The organism is Methanosphaera sp. BMS (assembly GCF_003268005.1).
Lineage (GTDB): Archaea > Methanobacteriota > Methanobacteria > Methanobacteriales > Methanobacteriaceae > Methanosphaera.
The window spans coordinates 658,598-676,401 of sequence record NZ_CP014213.1; the positions used below are offsets into that span (position 1 = coordinate 658,598).

Below are 17,804 nucleotides of genomic sequence, written 5' to 3' on the forward strand. Positions count from 1 at the left end.
TATGCAATACTACTTAATTAGGAGTTTCAAAACCAGCCATGTAGATAAAAAGAGTATTCTCCTGATGGGTATCATTTACGACGACTATGAATAGAATTGATTATACCTAAAACTATAAGTCTAATCATTAAAGCATAGATGTTTGAGACTTGGCTAAATGTATTTTAAAAGAAAAAAAAGTATTATTCATATAAGTCAAGAAGGAAAAAAAACATTCCATAAACATATATAATATATAATACACATTTATTCATTTTAAAGTAAGTAAACAATAAACAGTACAACCTTTCTTTCTTATTAAAGATTTAAACCCAGAAATAATCATACTGCATGGAGTACTCTCTTTTGCATTTGTTCAAATTATATTAGTAATATAATAAGTATTAACAATACAATAATCAAAGATTTTGCACAATAAAATGTAGGTGAATTAAATAAAAAACATGAAAGCAAAAGAAGAAATTTCAGGATTAAAATTAAAAAATGACTTGAAAGATGAAGACGGCCAGGTACTTAAACAATTTGATAAACTAGACAACAGAACAAATACTTTCCTAAGTATAACATTAGCCATCTTCTCATACAAATTACAGTAATTGTAAACATTTTATTGAATACAATTGAATCATATACTATAGTAGAAAAATATTCTCTCATAACAATTGCATCAATATTATTCATAATAGATCTTTTATTTAATTTGAACAGTATCGTCAACTTCAGAAGATCAATAAAAATCTCAGAAAATGTATATTCTAATACTTATAAATTTAATAACTTTTTTAAGAACATAGAAACAAAATTTTCTACAAAACAAGATATAATTAAGTATCAGAGGAATATTTCAAAAAACAAAAAAAATATTGAATATAAAAAAAGATATATAAAAAAAGGTTTAAACAGTATAATAATAAGTATGCTTATAATTTCCTTACTGATAATATTGCTAATACGTGATAACATGGTGATAATATGACTCAAAAGCAGAAATCAACCTTAGACATGATTATTGACGGTGATTTGGAGGTATTCCATTAGATAGAGAAGATATTGAACACGGCTATACAGATTTTTCCGATGATCCGGGTTTTGATTTTTCACAAAAACTGGGAATAACCGACTATATTTATCTGGATATTGATTGGATCTTAGACGGCTCAAACGATTCAATCCCAAGAACCACGTCATTTTCTAAAAATTTAATCATCAATCTACCATAAATTTCAAAAGATATTTTATCTTTTTAACCTCTTTTTAACTATGTGTTACATCAATCATTCAAAAAGCACATCCCCCCAGAATATAACTATAACTTCCAGAATTTTATGTTGTTTTTTGTTGAATCTGTTTTATTTCCCTATTTCATGAGTTATCCTGTGGCATGTGTATCATAGTCATTTGACTCCTTGTATTCCTTATTTGCATCAAAATTGCGTATCAATTAGTACAATTTCATAGTCTGATAAAGATGAGTATAAGAAACACCGAAGTAACATTAATACTTAAATGGGGTAGAATCAAGAAAGGCTACTTGATGTGTTCACTTAATAAAGTAAAAAGAATTAGAACAGATTTTAAGCAGTAAAATTAAAAAATAAATTAGAGTACTTATTTATATGACTTTAACAAACTTGAAGTAAAATGGCTTGCAAAAACATTTATAGAGAAGTTCTGGTTTAATCAACTGTGAAAGATATGACAGAAAAAAATGAAGAATCTGGTGGTTCACAGTATGCAAAAACTCCTAAAAATTTAAATAATGCTTATTATAATATTTACTAAATAAGCATGATATAAAAATATTTTTAATTTCTTCTAATAAATAAATTTAGTTAAAATTAGAATATTATAATGAATATGATATTAATGTTGATGGAAAAATATATTTGCCCTAATAAAAAGTTGAAGAAAATAATATAACCACAAATCTTTAATTATAATTCAGGCAGAATTTGGTTAATAATAATAAATGTTTTATAACCTTGGAGATAATATGAATAATCGAAAAAAAATAGCTCAAAAATTTGCGGATGCAATTAAATCAGAGTATATTATTCAAATAATATTATATGGTTCTGTAGCACGTGGAGATGATACTCCTGAATCAGATATAGATATTCTTATCATTACTAATGATTATGAGAAAATTGAATCAAAAGTATATGATGAAACATATAATATCATCATTGAAGATGATGAAGTGATATCACCACAGTTTATCTCACAAGAACATTATGACGAAATAAGAAATTTTTCATATATATCAAACGTAATTAAGGATGGTGAAATCATTGGATGAAATTGATTATTATATTCAAAATGCTATGGAAAACTTGGAATCAAGCATTGCATTATATAAACTAAAGAAGTATAGAAATTCCTTATCATTATCCTATTATTCCATGTTCATGGTTGCAAAGGGATTACTGATTCTAAAGGGTTATACTACCAAATCACATGATGGTGTAAAAATAGGTTTTTCGAAAGAATATGTGAATACTGGTGACTTTGATAAAAAATATTATGATGAACTTTCTAAATCCGAAACATTAAGGATAAAAGCAGATTATGATGTTACAATAACTTTTGATGAAAAAACAGCAAAAGAACGTATTGATGTAGCAACTGATTTCTTAAATAAGACAAAAGATTATCTGGATAAACGAGAAATAATTACACACAAACAGCAAGACTCATAAGCAATGAATATGACCAACTAATATACGCCAAGACACCAACTGTTACTCTTTAAACTAGTCTCTTTTTTCATATTTTCTCCCTTTATGGGGGTATTTACTTACTTTTATTATTTCTTTATTATTATCTTATTATTTCCATTCATTATGCTAACAATAAGCAATGTGGACTGATGAATAAATGTTATATTAATGTAATTATAATTTTTTTACACTTAAGACAGTAACATGAATATAATTAATTAATTCTGTAATAATTATCATAATTTAATACACTACCCATTAAATAATTCATGCCATATCCTAAAATAACAGTAATGTTTACACATGATAATACTTCATGTAGAATAAGCAAAGCATGTGAAATATCTTCACATAAAATAAACATACAGCATCAATTATTTATCGTAAACATCCGATTGGAATAACTTTTACACCATCATCTCTAGTGTAAGCCATATTCTTTCCTGTGATGACCGCTAAAAAACTTGGCTCTTCTAAATCAATTTTTTTGTTTTCTACACTTTTTTTAATTAAATTTTTCAGCTTAAGTAAGTTTTTTGCACCTTTATCGATTTCTCGATCACCTAATTTAAATTCTATTAATGCATATCTTCCATCATTTAGATATATAATGCAATCTGCTTCAAGACCACTATCATCATTATAATATAGCACTTCCCCATTCACTGAACTGGAATAAACCAACAAATCACGTATGCATAGGTTTTCAAATATGAATCCAAATGTTTCAAAGTCTTTTAGTAACTTTTCTGGTGTTAAGTTAAGGCTTGCTACTGCTATTGATGGATCTATGAATTCTTTTTTATGGGATTTTCTAATAGTATTTGCAGATCTGATGTTTGGTGACCATGCAGGAATGTCTTGAATAACATATAACCTTTCAAGAGCATTGATGTATAAGTTATATGTTGGTGCAGTGATATCCATGTGTTCTGTTCTCACATCTTTCATGAGTGTCTTTTTTGTTGCCAGTGTTGATATATTTCTAGCATAAGATTTTAATATAGCTTTTACCATTTGAGGTCTGCGTTTAACTCCATCAACTTCTGAAACATCAGTACTACATATGATATCTATGTAATTAGATACAATTGCCAATTGCTGTTTTTTACTTTTTTTGTTTAATGATTCGGGCCAGCCACCTCTACAAGCGGCAAATATCAAATCAGGTATTGTTAAATTTGATGTTAAACCATCAATGTTTAAGTTTTCATGATTAAATAAGTCCATTAATGATATTGTCCCTGTGGATTCTCCACTTTCATATAGACTCATTGGACGCATTAGTATTCTTTTTATCCTACCTGCTCCAGAGTGCATTATTTTACTTTCATCCACGACTGTTGAACCAGTAAGAATATATAGACCATCTTCATCAGATTCATCCACCAAATATCTTACAGTATCCCATAGTTCTGGTGCCATTTGCCATTCATCAATTAGCATTGGTTTATCACCTTTCAATAATTCTAATGGGTTAGTGTCTGCAAGTTTTAAGTAAGATTTTCCATAAACAGGATGTTGTAGTTCTTTTAAACTATTACATTGCTGCTTAGCAGTTGTAGTCTTACCACACCATTTTGGACCGGTTATTAGTACAGCACCCATATATTCTAGAGATTCTCTCAATTCCTGATCGGTATATCTTGGCAAATATTTTTTCATCACAACCACTTTTTACATTTCATTAAATTTACTTTATACATTTCACTATATAAATTTTATGTTTTTCATCTAATTCACTTTATACTTTTCATCTAATTCACTTTACACTTTTCATCTACTCTATTTCTTTTATTTAGAGTAGTTTCCCATAGGGTACTTGAGTTAAGACCAATCAAATAATGTTATATAAGTATACTAGTATACACATGTAAACCAAATACCATAAGTATACAAAAGTATACCAATATACAAAAATCTTCCACAAGTTAAACCGTAAAAGCCTTGAAAGACACCGAGGACAAAAATATCAATGCTGAAAAAGTCAGCCAAAACAAGATCCAAGAACATAGCACCACAAGTATAAAGGGTGAAGACATGAATATAATCACAGTATAGACAGAAACTAATAAATATGATAAGGCCTCAGAAACAATTACCACAACCGAGCCAACACTCCTTACTGACATCACCTCAGTGCTGATGAGGAAATAACCCTAACAGCCACCATAACCGACTGTGACAATGTGATAAACAATGGTAAGGTAGTCTTCAAGATTAACGGCAAGCTGTCAAGGACACAAGAGACAAGGTAATCTATGCCAAAGTATCCGACAATCAAGTAAGCTTTACATACACGTTACCAGAGGATATGAAGGCTATGGAGTATAACAAAGTAACCGGATTCGTAAGCATGGCTTCTTAGTATGTTTAAGTAAATCATAAAAACAGTTCCAAGAATAGTAGGTAAAGAGATGATATCAACACGAAGCAATCCTCTATTAACCATTTAGAATTAAAAGAAGACAAATGAGTATTCTATAAAATAAATAATTAATCCAATAATGAATAAAATATTATATAAAAAAAGTATTGATGAAATTTTCAATAATTATATTTTATAAAATAATTAATTGAGATTATAAGATTAAAATTATTCTATAGAATAAACTTATATAGTCCTGAATACAAATACAGATACATAACATCATAACATAAAAAAAGATATATAAAGTGTTTCAAATGGTTCAAAGAGAATTATACATTAAAAAAATAGAAGAACTAATCGATACAGACCTGATAAAAGTAATAACAGGCATAAGAAGATCAGGCAAATCATACTTCCTAAAACTAATAATAGACAAGTTAATAAACGAAAGAAAAGTAGATAAAGAGGATATTCTACTGATAGATTTAGAGCTGCCACCATATAACTATATAACTAATCGCAAACAGCTAGACGATATAGTCCTAAAATTTCTTGAAAACAAAAACTCCAGAACATACCTCTTCTTTGATGAAATACAGATGGTCGATGAATGGGAAAAAAGCATTACCGCCTACTACAAGCTGCCCAACACAGACATATACATAACAGGATCAAATTCAAAACTATTATCAAAGGAATTATCAACACTCCTGACAGGACGATACACCAGCATAACCATTTATCCATTCTCATTCAATGAATTCAAAGACTATAAAAAAGAACTCAACGACAGATGCATATTTAACAAGGATACAAATACAGAAATAGAAAACTACTTTGACGAATACCTGGAATATGGTGGAATGCCGGGAGTAATCGCTACACGAAACAGGAAGATAACAACATTGAATGACCTGTTCTCCTCGATAGTATATAACGATATAATAACACGATTCAACATACGAAATTCAGGATTATTCAGACACATCCTAAAATTCATAATAGAAAATATAGGAAACCCACTATCCCCAAATGCAATATATAAACATTTAAAACACGATATAACAAAAGGATTAACTCCCAATACAATATATAACTATTTAGAATACCTTGAAGAAGGATACTTATTACTTGGAGCATCAAAGGAGAAAACATCCGGTTACGAAGAAGTTACCGGATTCCATAAATACTACCTAATCGACCAAGGATTCTACAAATCAGAATTAGAAGAAAAACAAATCAACATCGGAAGAAGAATAGAAAACATGATATACATACACCTGCTTAGAAATGACTATAAAGTAAGCATAGGCAACATCAAAGGGCGGGAGATTGACTTTATCGCCAAGAAAAACAATAAAAGAATTTACATCCAAGTATGCTACATGCTAACAAAACAGTCCACAATAAACAGAGAATTCGGATCACTTCTAGAAATAAAAGACAATTACCCAAAATACGTCCTCAGTATGGACAAATACGATTTCTCAAGAGAGGGAATAGAACATATAAACATAATAGACTTCCTACAGAACACCAACAAATACCTGAATTAAAGAATCAAATTCCAAATAGATGAAAAATACCCTCATAAAAACCCGGTAACAGGAAAATAATCAATCAAAGCCAACATCCAAAAAAAAATAATCCTAATCAAATATCGCTACCACCATAAAAACCATATAAAATTCAATAAAAAACGTTTTATAAGAATCAAATATACTGTAAAAAACTCTTATGGATTTCTTTTTGTGAAACATCCACTCACCCCCCCCCCTTTAACCTATATATAAGAATAATCCATTAAGCCCTCCACAAACGAAAAAATTCAAATAAATAAAATAAAAGTTACAAATGATTACCTGGTAAAACTAAAAGCTAAAAAACTATTTCCAAATAACCAATAAAAAGAGTATATTTATTAATTCGTAATTCTTAAAGATATTATTGATAATAAAATAGGATGAGATTATGTTACATCCTACAAACCACTAAGAAAAATATCACCACAACCGTAGCAAAATCAACGCCGACAATCACAACCAGTGACATAACAGCATCTGCTGGTGAGGATATTACCTTAACAGCCACCATAACCGACGGCGACAACACCATCAACACAGGAAAAGTTGTCTTCAAAATCAACGGAAAAACAGTCAAGAACTCAAACGACAAGGTTATCTATGCCAAAGTATCAAACAACCAAGCAGATATAACATACACAATACCAACATCATACAAAGCCAAAAACTACACATTAACAGCAACACTAATATCAAACGAATAGACAAACAGATGAAAAAACACTAACTATCCCAGCATAACCACCACTATAACATGGAAAAGCAAACTCCAAAATACTCTTCCCATACACATCTTCTTTTTAACATCATAAAAAATAATCATTCCATATTAGAATTTTCCACAGATTAAGATTTGTTTTTGAATATAACAATCATTAAAATGGGTTTGTTAGCTTTTTATAGGCGGTTATATTGATGTATTGATTGATGATTGGCAAATATTATTAATAAGAACCTGTTATATTATTGAAGTTTCAACCACATTTTCAACAACCCCGATAGTAAGACAACTAAGATTAGAAGATGCTACAATGAAATTAAATCGTTTAAAAGAAATTGATAAAAATAGGATTACAAAAACAAAAAAAATGCTTAAACGAAGAGAAAAAAACATCTACCAACTAACAACACACCTAAGACTAACAAACCTACCACGAACAAATAAAATTATTAATACTGTCAGCAACAGATATAATAAGTAGAGAAGGAAAGTATGAGATATTATTTAATCTGATTATTAAAATAACCCAAAAAAAGCAGTTGGTAATATGGATAATAATATAATATATCAGGGCAGTAATGTGGAAGTGCCTTTTCCACGTATTCTACAGAATGGTTTTTATAAGGATTTCGGTTATGGTTTTTACTGCACCACGTTTAAAAAGCAAGCAAAACGGTGGGCTATGACAAAAAAAGGAGAATCAATTGTAAATTCATATGAATATGTATCAAATTCTAATTTATGCATCCTGAAGTTTAACAAAATGAGTGAAGAATGGTTGAATTTCATTGTAAGTTGTCGAAATGGTATAGAACATAATTATGATATAGTTGAAGGACCTATGGCAGATGATCAAATTTGGAATTTCATTGAAGGATTCATTGAAGGCAACATTTCAAGAGAAGCATTTTGGGAATTAGTAAAATTCAATCATCCAACACATCAAATTTGCTTTAACACCGAAAAAGCACTTAAAACCTTAACATTTAAAGGAAGTGAAAGATTATGAAGAATAAATATTTTCCAGATGAAGATATTAAAATCAATGATTTATACTTTATTTGTTGCATGATAGAAAGAGTGGCAAGACATATTAAACAAAAAAATAAATATGTTGTAAATACAATTGGAAGAGATGGGCTATATCACCTGATTAGCTGTGCAGAAGCATTACATTGTGAAAATCCTCTGAAAGTAGAATCAGATTGGATTAATGATTATGAACTTGAAAACGGAAATTATGATATTACCTCTGTTGATAAGAAACTTGCTTCAATCATTCCAACACCCCTTGATATGGGTGCAGTATATCAGCGTTTAATTATAAATACCCTATCATCCAAAGAAGATTATGTTGATGGTATTATAAGAGTATATAATGATGACATATGCGATGTGATAGATAATTATAACTGTAGTGCTTTCTATGAACCTTCTTATGTGATAGCTCGAGCTTATCAAAATGGCGGTTTTTAAAGGCTTTGTAGAAAACCTCTTTTTTGAGTGAAGTACGAGTATACCCAAAACATAGTCCTAACTAAAGGAAATATTTTCACCTTATCCTTTTTTTCATCCAAAAAATCCTCTTACTCATATTAAAAGAAGATTATTCAATTGATGGCCTAATTGCCCGCCAACCTAAGCCATAGTAACAGTCAGGCAATCCCCGGAAAACCCTCGGTTCACAAGTGACAAATAGGCAAAAAGAGGTTTTTCAAAAGTAATCTGTGAATACTGGTGACTTTGATAAAAAATATTATGATGAACTTTCTAAATCCGAAACATTAACTTAAAAGCAGATTATGATGTACGATAACTTTTGATGAAAAAACAGCAAAAGAACGTATTGATGTAGCAACTGATTTCTTAAATAACACAAAAGATTATCTGGATAAACGAACAATAATTTCACACAAACAGCAAGATTCATAAGCAATGAATATGACCAACTAATATAGGCCAAGACACCAACTGTTACTTTTTAAACTAGTCTATTTTTTCATATTTTCGTGTTTTACCCATACATTTAACATGTCATCCAATATGTATTCATCTTCAATATGTTCTAGTAAACCTGCATTTAATAGATTGTTCAGGTATTTCGTGAATGTTTTTCTTGTGAATGTTGTCTTTTCAAATATTTTAGTCCAGGTGCTTGGACCTTCCTGTGCTAATATATTTATTATGTCCTGTTCGTATTCATTCAGGGAAGCATATATGATTGCTATTTTCCATAGTATTTGTTCCATGTTTAATTCAAATGTTTGTTGGATTTTTTCTTGGTCGTATACTTCTTGTGTTGATAATATGTTGTAGAAACTGTTTATGTATAGTGGTATTCCCCTTGTACATTTATAAAAGGTATTAAATCCTTCTTCTGTGAAGTTGATATCATCAAGGTTATCTTTGAAGTAGTTTCTTGTTTCTTCCTTGGTGAATGGATCTATTGATATTTGTATTAGTCTACCTCCAAATGCTCCTGACTCACCGTTTAATGATTTGATGAATTCTGAAGTTTTTGATAATGAACCTGTAAATACATAGCTAACATTATGTTGGTGTTGGTTGAAGCTTCGAATTAGCCAGAAGAATGAATCTGAATTATCTAATTTTCGTAGTAGTTGGAATTCATCTATGAATATGACAAATCCTGTTATTGATTGGCTTTCATCAACTATTTTTTGTGGTAGTTGCATTGTCATTTTACTTAGTTTTTTATAGTTTTCTTCACTTCGTGGTATTGGTATTTCAGCTATTTTTGTTGCTTGGTCTAGTGTATAATCTTTTGTATGGATTTTTTGTAGTTGCTTTTTAATATAATTTGTCATGTCATTTTTTCCTGATTTACTGGTATATTCACTGTTTATTTTATCTAACATTTCCATCAGTATACTTTCCGGAGTCATATTACCCTTTTCCATACCATATATTTGTGAAATATCCAAACATATACTTAAAAATGATTCGGGTAGTTGACTTCTTATCTTTTTAATTAAATAAGACTTTCCAACACCTCTATATCCAACTAATAGTAATTGTTGAGCTATGGAATCATCCAATGATCTCAAGAGATAATTTATATGTTTGATATCATCTTTTCGGTTATAGAAGTATTTATCTAAATTGTCGTGTAAAAATAATGGTATTGTTGACATATTTTATTTCACCTTGGTATATCTTATATTATCCATAGTATATATAAGTATACTAGTATACACATGTAAACTAAATACCGTAAGTATACAAAAATAAACTAGTATACACATGTAAACCAAATACCATAAGTATACAAAAGTATACCAATATAAAAATGTGATAATTAGACAATAGGATAGCTTTCTGCTAAGTGCCACACCAATACTAAAAAAAATAAGAGACAGTAAAACTAAAACTAGACATAAAACATCAACTGAATAATTACCAATAAGAAAAAAAACTACTGGAAGAGTAAAAAATGGACATCTAGCAATAACCGAAAAATACGCAAACCACGGATTAGAATCATTAATTCTAGAAGATATATTATTATTTATAAAAGATTTATCAAATGACAAAGTAGGTGTTAGAATTATAGTTGTTGAAGCATACCCAGAAGCATACAACATTCATGTGGAACATAACGCATTTACTAATCTAAAAAAAAAAGATGATGATAAAATAAAAAAATTAAATAAGATTATAGAAAAAGATTCCAAAAGAAGATTCTACCTATATTATGATATTAAAAAACAGTTATAAAGGCACTCTTCTTTGATTTAATATTCGTTCTTTTACTTTCTTTTCCTTTTCAGTTAATGGTTCAAACATTCGTTCTATAAACTCATTAGCCTCATCACCAACCAATTCCGGTGTATTTCCTATAGGTCTAACCATGTCCTTTTTTCCTCCTGAATATGTAATTTTTAATCCATATATAAATAGTTTTCATTAAAATAAAATATAACCTATTCTAAAATAAATCTACATATATCCAATAAAAATCCACATACAGTAAACAATCAACTAAATTATTAACTGCCATATTAATCACACATGACTACACACAATACTTCACCCCATAACAATAGCTTTTCCAACAAGGTTCCAACAAATTACAAAGAAACAATTATGGAATGTAAAGATACCTCCACAAGTTAAACCGTAAAAGCCTTGAAAGACACCGACGACAAAAATATCAATGCTGAAAAAGTCAGCCAAAACAAGATCCAAGAACACATCACCAACAGGTATAAACGGTGAAGAGATGAATATAATCACAGTATAGACAGGAACTAATAAATATGATAAAGCGTCAGAAACAATCACCACAACGGTAGCAAAGTCAACGCCGACAATCACAACCGGTGACATTACCACCAGTTTCAGTGAGGATATAAACCTAACAGCCACCATAACCGATGGTGACAATGTAATCAACTAGGATAAGGTTGTCTTCAAGATAAAAGATAAAACAGTCAAGGATTCAAACGCTAAGGTAATCTATGCCAAAATATCCGATTATATTAATATATCATATGGTAAAATTTAATTTGCCAAAATTAAAAATCAAATAGGTGTAATAATATGAGAACAAAGGAACTGATGATAATCTGCATAACAATAATCCGGGTAATAGCGATAATCTGCGGTACATTGATTTACATCAATTACTCAAACACATAAAAAATCAACAATACAACCCAGAATATGACAAATAACAATACCACGACAGAAAAAACAGCAACTGCCCAGACAAGCCAAACCAGTCAAAGTAAGGATACGGATGAAGACGGATACATAGACGGTAACCAGATAACATATATAAACAAGAATTTCCTAGGAGCAGATAGTGGATTGGAACAATTCATGACACACAAAGACGTGTATCTAAAGCAAAAGTCCACCAGAAAGATAGCTAAAAGACACTTGGATAGCGATGGGGGGATATCGTTACTATGATATAGAGACAGGCGAATGCCTATTGGGATAATGATTGATTGTTATTATCCCCTTGAAACTCTTTTTTTAAAAGCAAGATAAAAAATATTTTTAACAAAATAATATATTAACTAATACTTGATGTACATATCTTAATACAATTTTAATAGAAAATAATATCCGGTTATGAAAATCAAATTATGATTCAATATTATTACAAACTAGTCATGTAACGCCATAATAATGCACCACGAATACTATTATATTATAACATTTCAAGAAGCTGCAAATGAAAGAATACTAATGTTATTCAAAAACCAAATAGTAGCACCAATAATGCCACAAAGTCACAAAACATTGGATAAATAAATAACAAGTGAAAAAAAGGTAGAAAAGTGAAAAAGTAGGTGAATATAATGGATAAGAAAAAAATAATGAAATTATCTCTTATACCCATTATACAAGAACATATTATTGATTAGACGTCCACCCATCATATGGAGTTTTCTCACTATAAGCACCTGTTTTCTCATTGTAATGAGCTTCCCATTGTCCATCCTTACTTTTCATATGTGAACCGCTACCGTCTTCCCATTCTTTAATATATGTACCGTATTGTTCACTATAATGATATCCATCATCACTACCGCTTTTTGAAGATGATTTTTTAGATGATGATTGACTCTTAGTTGTAGTTTGTTTTTGTTCTTCTGTCGTGTTATTGGTATCATCACTCAGATTTAATGTGGTGTTGTTGGTTACATTAGTGGTGTTGTTTGTCGTGTTGTTCTCACTTACACTTCCCTGAGCAAAAAATACCGCCCCACAAATTACCGCTAGGCTTATTGCTAGAATTATGCATATCATTAAAACATTCTTTGTTCTCATCCATACTCCCCCATGATAATTATATATTTTTTAGTATGCTTATATATTAGTCCCTTTATAAAAAAAATAATAAAAAATAAAAAACAGCCTAAAAAATGACGGTGGAAGAATTCAAAAAGAAAATTTTCCCTGAATAAATTCAAATGATTGGAAAGCATTAATAATTCCATACTATAATAAGTATAAATTATAGAGTAAATAGATTCGAAAAAAAATCCATTCAAACTAAATTTTAAAAGAAGAAGTTAAAAGGGGAAAATGTTTAAAACATATCCCCCATAATTAAATATCTATTTACGCAGATGTAACAGTCAAAGTCCTCGTCGTTTCTACTCTTTCATAATCTGCTGAGGTGAATACCACAGTCAATGTGTAATTTTTAGCCTTCATAGACTCAGGTATAGTGTAGGTTATTGTTGCTGTTCCAAGGGTTACTGTTTCAAAGATAACCTTACCGTCAGCGTCTTTTACTGATTTACCGTTGATTTTAAGTATTACCTTACCGGTATCTACAGGGGTTTGGCCGATTGATACTTGGATGTTTACCTGTATCGAGTCACCCTGTGTTGCAGTAACATCATCAAATGTTACCGTTGGTGAGGCCTTTGCTATTGTAATTGTTTCTTTCTCGCTTTTTAGTGACTTGCATTCACTTGAGCCGGAGTACACTGCCTGTATCGTTGATTGATTGTTCCACGTATCTGGCACCATGTATGCTATTGTTGCCGTACCATTTACTACCTTGGCATAGATAACTTTGCCGTTTGAGTCTTTCAAGGTTTTTCCGTTGACCTTGAATGTTACCTTTCCCTTGGTGATGTTTGTTGCTATGTTGTCTCCATAGTATATCTTTGCAGTGATGGTGTTTTCCTGTAGTAATGTGAATGTCATGGTGTCTACTTTTAATGTGTATTCAAGGCCTTTGATGTTTATTGTGGTCGTGTTGGTTGATGGGTTGTAATCTTCTGGGTTGGTTGGCGTGTATGTTGCTGTTAACGTGTCATCCAGTGCTTCGGTGAAGGTATGGGTTGTACTTGCTATTCCCTCGGTTATGTTTACTGTTTCTGTGTAATCAGTTGTCGTGAAGGTTACTGTACCTGTACTTAGTGGTGTTCCCTCACTTGTTGTTACCGTTGCGGTTATGGTAACTTCCGTGTTTATTTTACCTGTTACTGCTTCCAGGTTTATATTTGTATCCTCTGGGTCTTTGGTTATTGTGATTGTGGTTGTATTGCTGCTTTCATAGTAGTTATCCGTGTTTGCCGGAGTGTATATTGCCTTGAGCGTGTCTGTTAGGGTTTGTGTGAATGTATGGGTTGTAGTTGCTGTTCCATCGGTTACTGTTACTGTCTCGTTGTAGTCGGTTGTGGTAAATGTTACTGTTCCCTCATTTACTGGTGTGTTGTCATCTGTTGTTATCGTGGCTGTTATCGTGGCTGGCTGTCCTACTTTTCCGTTTACTTCATCGAGTTGTAATTGTGTTATTGTTGGCGGATTTAGTGTTAGTATGACTTCTTCTGCTCTTAAGTTGAATGCAGCATTGTTAGTGAAGTTTGCCAGGATTACTGCTCCATTTGTAACATTTGCTAATGGGATTTCACAACTTGCATAGCCATCTTCTATTTTCGAAGCATTAATCCTTGTTGAACCATTCATAAATCTAACATAACCGTTTACTACTGGCGTTTCTCCAATATCTGTCAGGTATGCCATGATTTTCAGGTTGTCATCTTCCACTTTTTGTCTGATGTTAAATATCACTTCACCTTTTGCTGGCTTGATAACATTACTCTTGGCTTGAATGTATTTATCTGCTTCAGGGAATTTTGCCTGTACTCCATTTAGCCAGGTATCATTGGTTTTAGCTGTGAATATTGCTTTTCCATCATGTATTGTCGTGTTGTATTCTGTTTTGTTTACTATGAATGTTAGTATTCCATCGTCTATTGGGTTGTTGTATTCATCCAGTACTGTGACGTTTATGTTGATTGTCTCTCCTATTGTTATGTTTTCTGATTCTAGTGTGAGTGTTACATTTGATTTTCTTACTGTGATGTTTTTAGGGGTGATATTATTATTGTATGGAGTTTCACCATAATACCATACTTTTAATGTTTGAATTCCGATACTTGTTGGCGTGTAGTTTAATTCCAAGTAACCATTTGTAAGGTTTTCCTTTAATATTGGTGTACCGTTTACCATGTTTACTATGACATATCCCTTGTTTACTGTTTTATTGTTGCATGTGATGTTTATTTTTATTGTTGTTGGTAGTATGGGGATTGTATCTTCACAGTCTATTGTGATGTTCACATCATTTAATGGTGTGTTGTTTACTATGGTGTTTTCTTGTGGATTGTATATGCTAAGGTCTCCTTTTAGTATGTTTGCAGTTAATGTGTTATTTTGTATTGTATTTTGTGTTGATGTTTCATCTATGTTTATTGTGTAGTTGTTTTTTGAGTTAATATAATTATCTTCTATTATGTTACTATTGGAGTTTAATATTTGGATGTTGCCATAGATGTTGTTTTTCTGTATTTGATTATTATTGGAGTTATTTATTGTAAACACTTCACTTATCGTGTTTTCTTGAATATTTATGTTGTTTGTTTCTAGTAGTAGATTGTTTAGATATGAGGCGGTTAAATTAGATTCATTAGCTTCACGTGTAAATGTAATATTACTATACTTTGGTGTTATTCTAGGTATAGTTGGATAATCAAAATATTGGCGTCCGGATACAGTTACCCATCTTGCATTTTTATCTCTTATAATTACATCTGATGTCGGTATTTTTATTGAAGTAATATTTACTGGATGATTTATGATTATTGGTTCTGTTATTGTTTGTGTTAAGATTATTGTACCGTTTATTTCTTCTTTTAGGGTATTTTCTTCAAATAATTGATTGTATGTTGTTGTGTTTAAGATGTGTATTTCAGTATAGTTTGGTGTGTTGTTTTCTATTGTTTCATCTGTTCCAGTTATTTTGGTAATTGCATTGTCCCCTGATAGTATTTGATTATCATCATATGCAAGTAAATAATTGTTTTTTATTATGGTTTGATTGTTGCTTTCTGTTAAGTAGATAGCTGTTAATGTATTGTTTAATAATTGATTGTTATTTATTATAATATTATTAGTAATGATTGAATTTGGATTGTTTAATTCTATTGCTTTTAATGTTGAATTAGTTATAGTAGCTTTGTTTAATAGGTTTAATTTTGTATTTGGTGCATATAATCCATTTATTGTTATGTTATCATAGTTTAATGTTAATTCATTAATATTTAAATTTATTGCCATGATGTTTGCTTTATATGCTGAATATATATTACTTATATTTGTTGTATTGATTACAATATTTTGATTTTCAATATTACTATTTAATATATAAGAATGATCTTCCAATATATCACCATAAGAATTATAATTCTTATCTGTAATATATAATATGTCTTTTTGTACTAATGGGCAGTAATTATCTTCGAACGTAATATTTGCCGTATTTGTACCATAATCATTTACTTGTATCATGTATGCTATGGTTTTAAGTATCGTATTATTTATAATGGTATGATTTGCTCCTTCTACTACTAATCCTACACATATTCCACTATCTGTTGCATCACTTCCATCAATATAATTATTTCTTATGGTAATATTAGAATTACCATAGGTTTCACTTATCTCCCCACTTGCTTCACTACTACCATATGTAGTAATATAAACGAGGTTTCCGACAAATCCATGTCCTTTCACGGTGTTATTTTCAAAAACACAGTCATGGGCAAATGCAAATACTACATTACTATGACCACCGTTTGGAAATGTTTCAAAGTAACTGTTGGTTACATTTACATTTGTTGATCCGTCACGTATTGATAACATTCCTGTTCCTATTCCTACTGCTTGGTTACAACTGGCAGTAATGTTGGTTATTGTTATATTATGTGCATTGGATATTGGGATATAAGTATTATGTAGTGTTATGCCTGTGATGTTACTTCCTGATCCACCGTTTGATATTTGAAAGGAGTAATCATTACCATCAGGATAATAACCACGACTTTTTGTATCTGCATCTATATATGCATCATGTGTAGATGAGATAATATTCACGGGTTTGTCAATATTTAAGCTGAAGTGTCCTCCATCAAATATTCCCTGCATATCTACTGTGTCTCCAGGGTTAACTTTCTCATTAAATGACCGGTTTGTCACATAATCATCAAAGTTACTACTGTTTAAGATGATTGTCTGTGATTCTTTCTTCAAATTCTTATTATTCTTTGAATTTGAAGTTGTGATTTGACTATTCTCTTGAATTATACTATGAGAGTTTACTTCTTCTGTTATGCTCGGCTCTACATCTTCTTGTAGGTTATTTTCATCTACTGCATATGCGGTTGTTATTCCAATAAGTATAATTAAGAGAAATATTATTATTTTATTTATTTTCATATAAAATACTCCTATTATTTACTTAAATATCATGAAAACTATTTTTTTACTTTAGAAAATCAAATATTCATTATTACAATGAGTTAATGAAATAAATAAGTTTCTATTGAGATAATGTTTATATATAATAGGAAATA

15 protein-coding genes are annotated in these 17,804 nt (G+C 30.3%); 9 read left to right on the top strand and 6 right to left on the bottom strand.

The annotated features are described in order from the left end of the window. Positions 1-443: 443 nt before the first annotated feature. From AW729_RS11135 to AW729_RS02270, 3 genes are all read left to right on the top strand, one after another. Complete coding sequence (locus tag AW729_RS11135) at positions 444-596, top strand: hypothetical protein (RefSeq protein ID WP_162685738.1); 153 nt, start codon at positions 444-446, stop codon at positions 594-596. Between the two features lie 1,397 nt (positions 597-1,993). Beyond that, the gene (locus AW729_RS02265) at positions 1,994-2,299 is read left to right on the top strand and encodes a nucleotidyltransferase domain-containing protein (protein WP_162685739.1); all 306 of its coding nucleotides are present in this window, start codon (positions 1,994-1,996) and stop codon (positions 2,297-2,299) included. Further along, complete coding sequence (locus AW729_RS02270) at positions 2,292-2,699, top strand: HEPN domain-containing protein (RefSeq protein ID WP_162685740.1); 408 nt, start codon at positions 2,292-2,294, stop codon at positions 2,697-2,699. Before AW729_RS02265 ends, AW729_RS02270 begins: the two co-directional genes overlap by 8 nt. A gap of 399 nt (positions 2,700-3,098) precedes the next feature. Here AW729_RS02270 and AW729_RS02275 read toward each other — a convergent pair whose 3' ends face one another. After that, on the bottom strand, positions 3,099-4,385 hold the full coding sequence (locus tag AW729_RS02275; RefSeq protein ID WP_112123567.1) for an ATP-binding protein: 1,287 nt from the start codon (positions 4,383-4,385) through the stop codon (positions 3,099-3,101). A gap of 1,020 nt (positions 4,386-5,405) precedes the next feature. On the opposite strand from AW729_RS02275, the gene AW729_RS02280 reads away from it, so the two are divergent. From AW729_RS02280 to AW729_RS02300, 5 genes are all read left to right on the top strand, one after another. Next, entirely contained in the window at positions 5,406-6,647 is a 1,242-nt protein-coding gene (locus tag AW729_RS02280) for an ATP-binding protein (protein WP_112123568.1), read from the top strand. Positions 6,648-7,054: 407 nt separating this feature from the next. Further along, positions 7,055-7,378 (top strand): hypothetical protein, encoded by a 324-nt coding sequence (locus AW729_RS02285; RefSeq protein WP_112123569.1) that lies wholly within the window; start codon positions 7,055-7,057, stop codon positions 7,376-7,378. 216 nt (positions 7,379-7,594) lie between these two features. After that, positions 7,595-7,876 (top strand): hypothetical protein, encoded by a 282-nt coding sequence (locus AW729_RS02290; protein WP_112123570.1) that lies wholly within the window; start codon positions 7,595-7,597, stop codon positions 7,874-7,876. A 66-nt stretch (positions 7,877-7,942) separates the two neighbouring features. After that, the gene (locus AW729_RS02295; protein WP_112123571.1) at positions 7,943-8,404 is read left to right on the top strand and encodes a DUF3990 domain-containing protein; all 462 of its coding nucleotides are present in this window, start codon (positions 7,943-7,945) and stop codon (positions 8,402-8,404) included. Next, positions 8,401-8,871, top strand: a complete 471-nt coding sequence (locus AW729_RS02300) for a hypothetical protein (RefSeq protein WP_112123572.1) — start codon at positions 8,401-8,403, stop codon at positions 8,869-8,871. The genes AW729_RS02295 and AW729_RS02300 overlap by 4 nt, the downstream gene beginning before the upstream one ends. Before the next feature lie 515 nt (positions 8,872-9,386). Here the strand turns inward: AW729_RS02300 and AW729_RS02305 are convergent. The 3 genes from AW729_RS02305 to AW729_RS02310 form a co-directional block, all read right to left on the bottom strand. Then, the gene (locus AW729_RS02305; RefSeq protein WP_112123573.1) at positions 9,387-10,550 is read right to left on the bottom strand and encodes an ATP-binding protein; all 1,164 of its coding nucleotides are present in this window, start codon (positions 10,548-10,550) and stop codon (positions 9,387-9,389) included. Positions 10,551-11,127: 577 nt separating this feature from the next. Continuing rightward, a complete protein-coding gene (locus AW729_RS11140) occupies positions 11,128-11,268 on the bottom strand; it encodes a hypothetical protein (protein ID WP_162685741.1) in 141 nt (46 codons plus the stop codon). Between the two features lie 177 nt (positions 11,269-11,445). Continuing rightward, positions 11,446-11,745, bottom strand: coding sequence for a hypothetical protein (locus tag AW729_RS02310; RefSeq protein WP_112123574.1), 300 nt, complete (start codon positions 11,743-11,745; stop codon positions 11,446-11,448). A gap of 336 nt (positions 11,746-12,081) precedes the next feature. On the opposite strand from AW729_RS02310, the gene AW729_RS02315 reads away from it, so the two are divergent. Then, positions 12,082-12,333, top strand: coding sequence for a hypothetical protein (locus AW729_RS02315; RefSeq protein WP_112123575.1), 252 nt, complete (start codon positions 12,082-12,084; stop codon positions 12,331-12,333). Positions 12,334-12,783: 450 nt separating this feature from the next. Here the strand turns inward: AW729_RS02315 and AW729_RS02320 are convergent, their stop codons facing one another. Both AW729_RS02320 and AW729_RS02325 read right to left on the bottom strand, forming a co-directional pair. Beyond that, positions 12,784-13,200, bottom strand: coding sequence for a hypothetical protein (locus AW729_RS02320; RefSeq protein WP_112123576.1), 417 nt, complete (start codon positions 13,198-13,200; stop codon positions 12,784-12,786). Between the two features lie 294 nt (positions 13,201-13,494). After that, a complete protein-coding gene (locus AW729_RS02325) occupies positions 13,495-17,667 on the bottom strand; it encodes a hypothetical protein (RefSeq protein WP_112123577.1) in 4,173 nt (1,390 codons plus the stop codon). Between the last annotated feature and the right edge of the window lie 137 nt (positions 17,668-17,804).

Excerpts from the sequence above, each read along its gene's own strand:
- AW729_RS02265 (WP_162685739.1), top strand. The coding sequence starts at position 1,994 with ATGAATAATCGAAAAAAAATAGCTCAAAAATTTGCGGATGCAATTAAA.
- AW729_RS02295 (WP_112123571.1), top strand. The coding sequence starts at position 7,943 with ATGGATAATAATATAATATATCAGGGCAGTAATGTGGAAGTGCCTTTT.
- AW729_RS02300 (WP_112123572.1), top strand. The coding sequence starts at position 8,401 with ATGAAGAATAAATATTTTCCAGATGAAGATATTAAAATCAATGATTTA.
- AW729_RS02310 (WP_112123574.1), bottom strand. The coding sequence starts at position 11,745 with ATGTCACCGGTTGTGATTGTCGGCGTTGACTTTGCTACCGTTGTGGTG.
- AW729_RS02315 (WP_112123575.1), top strand. The coding sequence starts at position 12,082 with ATGACAAATAACAATACCACGACAGAAAAAACAGCAACTGCCCAGACA.
- AW729_RS02325 (WP_112123577.1), bottom strand. The coding sequence starts at position 17,667 with ATGAAAATAAATAAAATAATAATATTTCTCTTAATTATACTTATTGGA.
- AW729_RS11140 (WP_162685741.1), bottom strand. The coding sequence starts at position 11,268 with ATGGTTAGACCTATAGGAAATACACCGGAATTGGTTGGTGATGAGGCT.
- AW729_RS02285 (WP_112123569.1), top strand. The coding sequence starts at position 7,055 with ATGAGATTATGTTACATCCTACAAACCACTAAGAAAAATATCACCACA.
- AW729_RS11135 (WP_162685738.1), top strand. The coding sequence starts at position 444 with ATGAAAGCAAAAGAAGAAATTTCAGGATTAAAATTAAAAAATGACTTG.
- AW729_RS02320 (WP_112123576.1), bottom strand. The coding sequence starts at position 13,200 with ATGAGAACAAAGAATGTTTTAATGATATGCATAATTCTAGCAATAAGC.
- AW729_RS02305 (WP_112123573.1), bottom strand. The coding sequence starts at position 10,550 with ATGTCAACAATACCATTATTTTTACACGACAATTTAGATAAATACTTC.
- AW729_RS02280 (WP_112123568.1), top strand. The coding sequence starts at position 5,406 with ATGGTTCAAAGAGAATTATACATTAAAAAAATAGAAGAACTAATCGAT.
- AW729_RS02275 (WP_112123567.1), bottom strand. The coding sequence starts at position 4,385 with ATGAAAAAATATTTGCCAAGATATACCGATCAGGAATTGAGAGAATCT.